The sequence below is a fragment of the Daejeonella sp. genome (genome assembly GCF_036405355.1).
GTDB lineage: Bacteria > Bacteroidota > Bacteroidia > Sphingobacteriales > Sphingobacteriaceae > Daejeonella.
In genome coordinates this window covers 33278-40028 of record NZ_DASWXT010000078.1, presented here as the reverse complement: position 1 = coordinate 40028, position 6751 = coordinate 33278, and the positions used below count along the sequence as shown (strand labels likewise).

At 40.2% G+C, this 6751-nt stretch carries 3 protein-coding genes and 1 pseudogene; 2 read left to right on the top strand and 2 right to left on the bottom strand.

Features of this window, described 5'->3' with window-relative positions:
- Window positions 1-3516: pseudogene (locus VGE44_RS10040) on the bottom strand (SprB repeat-containing protein); the annotation flags it as partial.
- 113 nt (window positions 3517-3629) lie between these two features.
- Window positions 3630-3851 carry a VF530 family protein gene (locus VGE44_RS10035; protein WP_331078544.1) on the bottom strand — a complete coding sequence of 74 codons (222 nt, stop codon included), beginning with the start codon at window positions 3849-3851 and terminating at the stop codon, window positions 3630-3632.
- 139 nt (window positions 3852-3990) lie between these two features.
- Here VGE44_RS10035 and VGE44_RS10030 point away from each other — a divergent pair, with 139 nt between their 5' ends.
- On the top strand, window positions 3991-4935 hold the full coding sequence (locus VGE44_RS10030; protein WP_331078542.1) for a Smr/MutS family protein: 945 nt from the start codon (window positions 3991-3993) through the stop codon (window positions 4933-4935).
- A gap of 176 nt (window positions 4936-5111) precedes the next feature.
- Entirely contained in the window at window positions 5112-6698 is a 1587-nt protein-coding gene (locus VGE44_RS10025) for a peptide chain release factor 3 (RefSeq protein ID WP_331078540.1), read from the top strand.
- The last annotated feature ends 53 nt before the right edge of the window (window positions 6699-6751 follow it).

The following is a 6751-nucleotide window of genomic DNA, read 5'->3' as shown; positions in this document are numbered from 1 at the left end:
TTCTGTAGCAGTACATCCTTTGGAATCAGTAACTGTAACGGTGTAAGAACCTGCTATCAAAGAACTCAGATCCTCTGTCGACTGACCGGAACTCCAGCTGTAAGAATATGGTGCCGTTCCTCCGGAAACTGTCAGATTGATTGCGCCGGTACTCTCTCCAAAGCAGTTGATATTAGTTTGAGTACTGCTCAAAGTAAGAGCTGCCAATGGTTGAGTAATCTGAATCGTTTCTGTAGCAGTACATCCTTTGGAATCAGTAACCGTAACGGTATAAGAACCTGCTGTCAAAGAACTCAGATCCTCTGTCGACTGACCGGAACTCCAGTTGTAAGAATATGGTGCAGTTCCACCCGAAACCGTCAGATTAATTGCACCGGTACTCTCTCCAAAGCAGTTGATATTAGTTTGAGTACTGCTCAAAGTAAGAGCTGCCAATGGTTGAGTAATCAAAATCGTTTCTGTAGCAGTACATCCTTTTGAATCAGTGACAGTAATGGTATAAGAACCTGCTGCCAAAGAACTTATGTCTTCCGTTGTCTGACCTGAGCTCCAGCTGTAAGAATATGGTGCCGTTCCACCCGAAACCGTCAGATTGATTGCACCGGTGCTCTCTCCGAAGCAGTTAATATTAGTTTGAGTCGTGGTTAAAGTAAGAGCTGCCAATGGTTGAGTGATCAGAATTGTTTCTGTAGCACTACATCCTTTAGAATCAGTGATCGTAATTGTGTAAGAACCTGCTGCCAAAGAACTTATATCCTCTGTCGACTGACCCGAACTCCAGCTGTAAGAATATGGTGCAGTTCCACCCGAAACCGTCAGATTAATTGCACCGGTACTTTCACCGAAGCAGTTAATATTAGTTTGAGTACTGCTCAAAGTAAGAGCTGCCAATGGTTGAGTAATCAAAATCGTTTCTGTAGCAGTACATCCTTTTGAATCAGTGACCGTAATTGTGTAAGAACCTGCTGCCAAAGAACTTATGTCCTCTGTCGACTGACCTGAACTCCAGGTGTAGGAATATGGAGCTGTTCCACCCGAAACCGTCAGATTGATTGCACCGGTGCTCTCTCCAAAACAGTTTACGTTGGTTTGGGTACTGGCTATAGCTAAAACTGCAAGAGGCTGAGTGATGGTAATGGTTTCAGTAGCGGTACATCCTTTAGAATCAGTAACTGTAACGGTGTAAGAACCTGCTGTCAAAGAACTTATATCCTCTGTCGACTGACCGGAACTCCAGCTGTAAGAATATGGTGCAGTTCCGCCCGAAACCGTCAGATTGATTGCGCCGGTGCTTTCTCCAAAGCAGTTGATATTAGCTTGAGTACTGCTCAAAGTAAGAGCTGCCAATGGTTGAGTAATCAGAATAGTGTCAGTTGCCGTACATCCTGTTGAATCAGTCACTGTAACGATATATGAACCTGCTGACAAAGAACTTATGTCCTCTGTTGTCTGACCAGAGCTCCAGCTGTAAGAATATGGTGCTGTTCCTCCTGTTACTGTCAGATTGATCGAACCGGTACTTTCCCCGAAGCAATTTACATTGGTTTGGTTCGAAATTAAAATAAGAGTTGAACGAGTAATAGATACATCATCTGTACATCCCCCATAGTCAGATTTTAACATAAAACGATAAATACCATCAGCCGACATACCTGTCACCTCACCTGTCAAAGAATCTATACTTGCATCAGCAGGATTTCCGGCAAATTTTATCCACTTGTAACCCAGCCCTGCATCCGGAAATTTATACGTATTCTGGGATGAACAGATTTTCACATCTGTTCCGGCACTGGAAACTTCATCCCTGGTAACACTAACTGTATCTGCACAGCCACTGGAATTTATCAGTTGGAATCTATAAAAACCATTTGAGACCATGCCGCTTACATTTCCAGATTGGTCAATGGTAGCAGGAGCTGGATTTCCAGCAACACTAGCCCATGTCTCCCCTGAACCAGCAACTTTAAGTTTAGCTGTGCTTGAGCTATTACATCCTGTTATATCTGCTCCGGCAAGTGGCTTTTCAAAAGCTGAAACTGTGATGATCTTATCTGCAGAAATATTGCAGGTCGTACCTGAAAGGTTACTTGCATCTGTAGCAACTTTTAACCTGTACCTATAACCATTCATGCTGGGATCAATTGGAATATCGCCATAAATGGCCTGATATTCATAAGATCCTGTCAATGTGTTATATACAGGGCTCCCGGTAGCCGGGCTTCCCATATCTGTCCAGCTTAGTCCACCGTCTGTGCTATTCTGAAAGATGTAAGATGCATATGTATTAATTGAAGCGACAATATTGGCCTTTAAAGGTAAAACACCGTAAGAACAAAATTTCGGAGTCAATGAAATATCAGGATAAGTTATCTCAGGGCCACAAATGGCCATAGAAATATCATCCAAACCAAGATCATTGCCACTGGCAACAAATGTTGCATTATCAATTCTCAGGTTCACAGAGGTATTGGGACCAGAGTACCATAAACCTCCCACCTTTACCCAGGTCGGCTCAAAGCTTGTAGAAGCATTGGAATAAGGTATAGCACCTGAAGTAGATACCATTTGATTATTAATATAAAAACTGATGTTGGGCTCAGTCCCAGGCAAGGCTGCAGAATGATTTCCTGGTAATACATTGATCACATAGGCTGAAAATTCATAGAGGGTGTTAGGGCATACTGCAATACTGCTGGCATTATAAAATGTCTTCCCAAATGTTGCAGAGTTTGGTGAGCCATTCACAATCATAGCATATCCTCCATCACCCGTATGATCTGATGCTACCCAATCCGTCTTAATACAATTGCGTGTAGCCATGGTACCCAAGGTCTTTAGAAAGGAATAAGTTCCCTCAGGACCTAGTCCACCACTTGTTGAAGCATAATTATAATTAGTGAGTCCGGGCTTGGCATTACCAAGATTTTGTAAAGGTGATGCAACTGTTGAATTATTATTTATACAACTACTTGTAGCATTAGCTGTTATAAAGGGGGAACTGAAGGTTCCTTGTGCCCCAAGAATATTATTCCCGAGTCCCCCCCCCGTGCAGACCAGCAATGTTCCGTTATCTGTAACCGGGATACTGAATATTGCTGCCGAATCGTCTGAATTACCATCATTATCAGTTGTGGTATATGTAAAAGATGCTGTTCCGGTAAAAGTGGATTTAACTTCAAACTGTAGTTGCTTCGCCTGAACAGGATTTAAAACCTGATTTATACCGACAACTACATCATTGAGATAAAGTATACCATGTGCACTATTGGGAAGGCTGAGAATTTTAAACGAAATGATAGTACCGTCAGAATCATTGCCTATCAGTGGAAGGATTTGGGAGCGGCCGGAAATATTCTGAATAGGAAAATTATTTATATTAATAGCAGTTGGGGGACTTGAGACAAGCTTCCTGTTGTTTTCTGAGTTAAAAAAATAAGCAAATACCGGCGAAAAGGAAAAAAATACGGACAAAAAAATGACTATAAAGCTGGAAATAAGCTTTGATACAGTTCTCATCTTATGTTAATCACAGTAGGTGATTATTTCTACGCTAAAAACCTGAAAAGGTTATGATTTTAACAACAAGAGGAGATATTTTAGAATTTTTTAGTTAACCAGAGGTCGGGATCTTACTGGGAGAGAGTCCTGATATAAAGCTCTTCAACCTTTTTACGGGCCCATTCTGTTTTCCTGAGAAATTTCAGACTGGATGGAATTCCCGGATTTTCATTAAAGCAATTGATCCTGATCAATAAACCAAGTTTATCCCAACCATAATAATCAACCAGATATACCAGGATCATTTCAAGTGTTTTACCATGAAGCGGATTATTCGGCTGCCCAGAAGTCATAATAATTAATAAAATACAGACAAATGTAGGCAGCAATTTGGATTTATTCCTTTAAAATTGAATGTAGATTAAGCTGATTTTTATTTTCATAGATTTGCAACATGCTGCCCATTTTCAGGGCCTGTCAAAATCCATTAAAATGAAGTATAAATTAGGTGAATTTGTTCGTTTTGTCAATGAACGAAGAGAGGGTTATATCACACGGATAATTGATGAAAGCACCATTGCTGTAACCGATGATGATGGATTTGAAATTCCGGTATTGGCAAGTCAGGTTACACGAGTGCATGGGAAAACTGATAGCTCAGTTGATCTCAAAGTTGAAACCAATTCCGATCAAAAAACATCCCATTTCATTGCAAATGGCATATTTCTTGCGATCAGCCCTGACAAAAGAAGCCCATCGGTGGTTCATTTCCACTTAATCAATTCGAGTTCGTGGCAATTACTAATTACCCTATACACCAGGAAAAAGAACCAGCATAAAGGTGAATATGCAGGAATTCTAAAGGCTCGGTCAGCAGTTCAGATTTATTCATGCTCATTGAATGAACTCGATCTTTGGCCTGAATTTAATATTCAGGCACTTCTATTCAGCCAGGGCAATGAAGAGATGCAAAAGCCTATTGAATTTTCAGAGAAATTCAAAGCCAAAGATTTTTCGGGGGCAAAAAAGCAACATGAATTACTTGAACAAGCCGCCTGGTTAATACAGCTTGACAGTCCTGAACCGATCATTGACCCCGAAAAACTAAAGGAGAGCTTTTTCAAATCTCATGAAGAAAAAATTGAAATAGAAAAACCAGGAAAAGAGGTAGACCTGCATATCGAAAAACTCCGGGATGATTATCAGTTCCTGAATAGCTCGGAAATTTTGGACATCCAGATGAATTACTTCAGAAAATCTCTTGATGCGGCAATTGTTCATAAAATACCTTCCATTATTTTTATTCATGGCTCCGGTAATGGCACTTTAAGAATTGAAATACATAAAATCATCAGCAAGCATGCCCAGGTTAAAACCTTTATGGACGCACATAAAGAACGGTTTGGGTATGGTGCTACCGAAGTGTTTTTTAAATAGAGAAAGGAAACAGGAATCCGGACTTCCATCATTCAAGGCTGGATTGTATACTTAAGGTATACTCAATACCTCTGCCTGGAATGGGATTATCCAGACAGATGAAACAACAAAAATTATTAGCTTTGCATTTTTACAAAGAAGCCCTGATGTGATTAATGTCACATTCCCTTAATACTATGCTCAACCAGGAAATAGAAAAGCGAAAAACCTTTGCCATTATTAGTCACCCCGATGCTGGAAAAACAACCCTGACAGAAAAATTTCTTTTGTTTGGTGGTGCTATTAACACCGCTGGCACCGTAAAACGAAATAAAGCAAATCAAAGCAGTACATCCGATTTCATGGAAATTGAAAAACAGCGGGGTATTTCTGTTGCTACTTCAGTTATGGGTTTTGAATATAATGGGAAACGAATCAACATACTTGATACACCCGGACACAAGGATTTTGCTGAAGACACTTACCGTACCCTATCGGCAGTAGATAGTGTCATTCTGGTTGTCGACAGCGTGAAAGGTGTCGAAGAGCAAACGCAAAAGCTAATGGATGTCTGCAGGATGCGCAATACTCCTGTTATTATATTCGTAAACAAACTTGATCGCGAAGGAAAAGACACCTTTGAACTGCTTGATGAACTGGAGAATAATCTGAATATCAGTGTTTGTCCGCTCTCATGGCCTATCGGACAAGGTTATAATTTCAAAGGGGTATATAATATATTCGACAAGCAACTTAATCTGTTTAAACCTGATAAATCTAAAATCAGTGAACCCGTAATACAGGTTAAAGATCTTAATGATCCTCTGCTGACTCAATTTCTGCAGCCGAAAGAGCTTAAAACCTTACAGGATGATCTGGAACTGGTTGATGGTGTTTATGGTAAGCTGGATAATGAACTTTACCTGGAAGGCCTTCTTGCCCCTGTTTTCTTTGGAAGTGCTATAAATAATTTCGGGATTCGCGAATTGCTTGACACATTCGTTGCCATTGCACCAAGTCCGAAAAGCCGGGAAGCCAACGAGCGGATGGTTATGGCGAATGAAAAGAATTTTACGGGTTTTGTTTTTAAGATCCATGCAAACCTCGATCCTAACCATCGCGACCGAATTGCGTTTTTGAGAATATGTTCAGGCAAGTTTGAACGAAATAAATTCTTTTTCCACACCCGACTAAATAAAAAATTGAAATTTTCTAACCCCGTAGATTTCATGGCCAATGAAAAAAGTCTGGTGGAAGAAGCATGGCCCGGTGATGTTGTAGGCCTGTACGACAGCGGGAATTTTAAGATCGGTGATACATTAACTGAGGGTGAACAATTACAATTTAAAGGAATCCCGAGCTTCTCTCCTGAAATATTCAAAGAAGTTGAAAATAGGGACCCGCTTAAATCAAAGCAGCTTGAAAAAGGCTTGCAACAGCTTACAGATGAAGGCGTTGCACAACTTTTTGTACAGCAGCCGGGTAATAGAAAGATTGTTGGAACCGTAGGAGAGCTTCAATATGAAGTTATTATGTTCAGGCTTCAGCATGAATATGGTGCAAAATGTGCCTTCAGACCACTTACATTCAGAAAATCAAGCTGGATGACTTCTAAAGACAAGAAAAATATCAATGAAATAATTCAGCGCAGGCACCATCATATAGCCACAGATAAGGATGGAAATCCTGTATTTCTGGCAGATAATGATTGGACATTAAATCTTGCAAAGCGTGATTTTCCTGAAGTTGAGTTTCACAATACTTCCGAGTTTAAGAGACAATAATCTGAGAAATGATGAGTTAGATTTTTCTAATGTTTATCACATTAGAAAAATCA

Excerpts from the sequence above, each read along its gene's own strand:
- VGE44_RS10035 (WP_331078544.1), bottom strand. The coding sequence starts at position 3,851 with ATGACTTCTGGGCAGCCGAATAATCCGCTTCATGGTAAAACACTTGAA.
- VGE44_RS10030 (WP_331078542.1), top strand. The coding sequence starts at position 3,991 with ATGAAGTATAAATTAGGTGAATTTGTTCGTTTTGTCAATGAACGAAGA.
- VGE44_RS10025 (WP_331078540.1), top strand. The coding sequence starts at position 5,112 with ATGCTCAACCAGGAAATAGAAAAGCGAAAAACCTTTGCCATTATTAGT.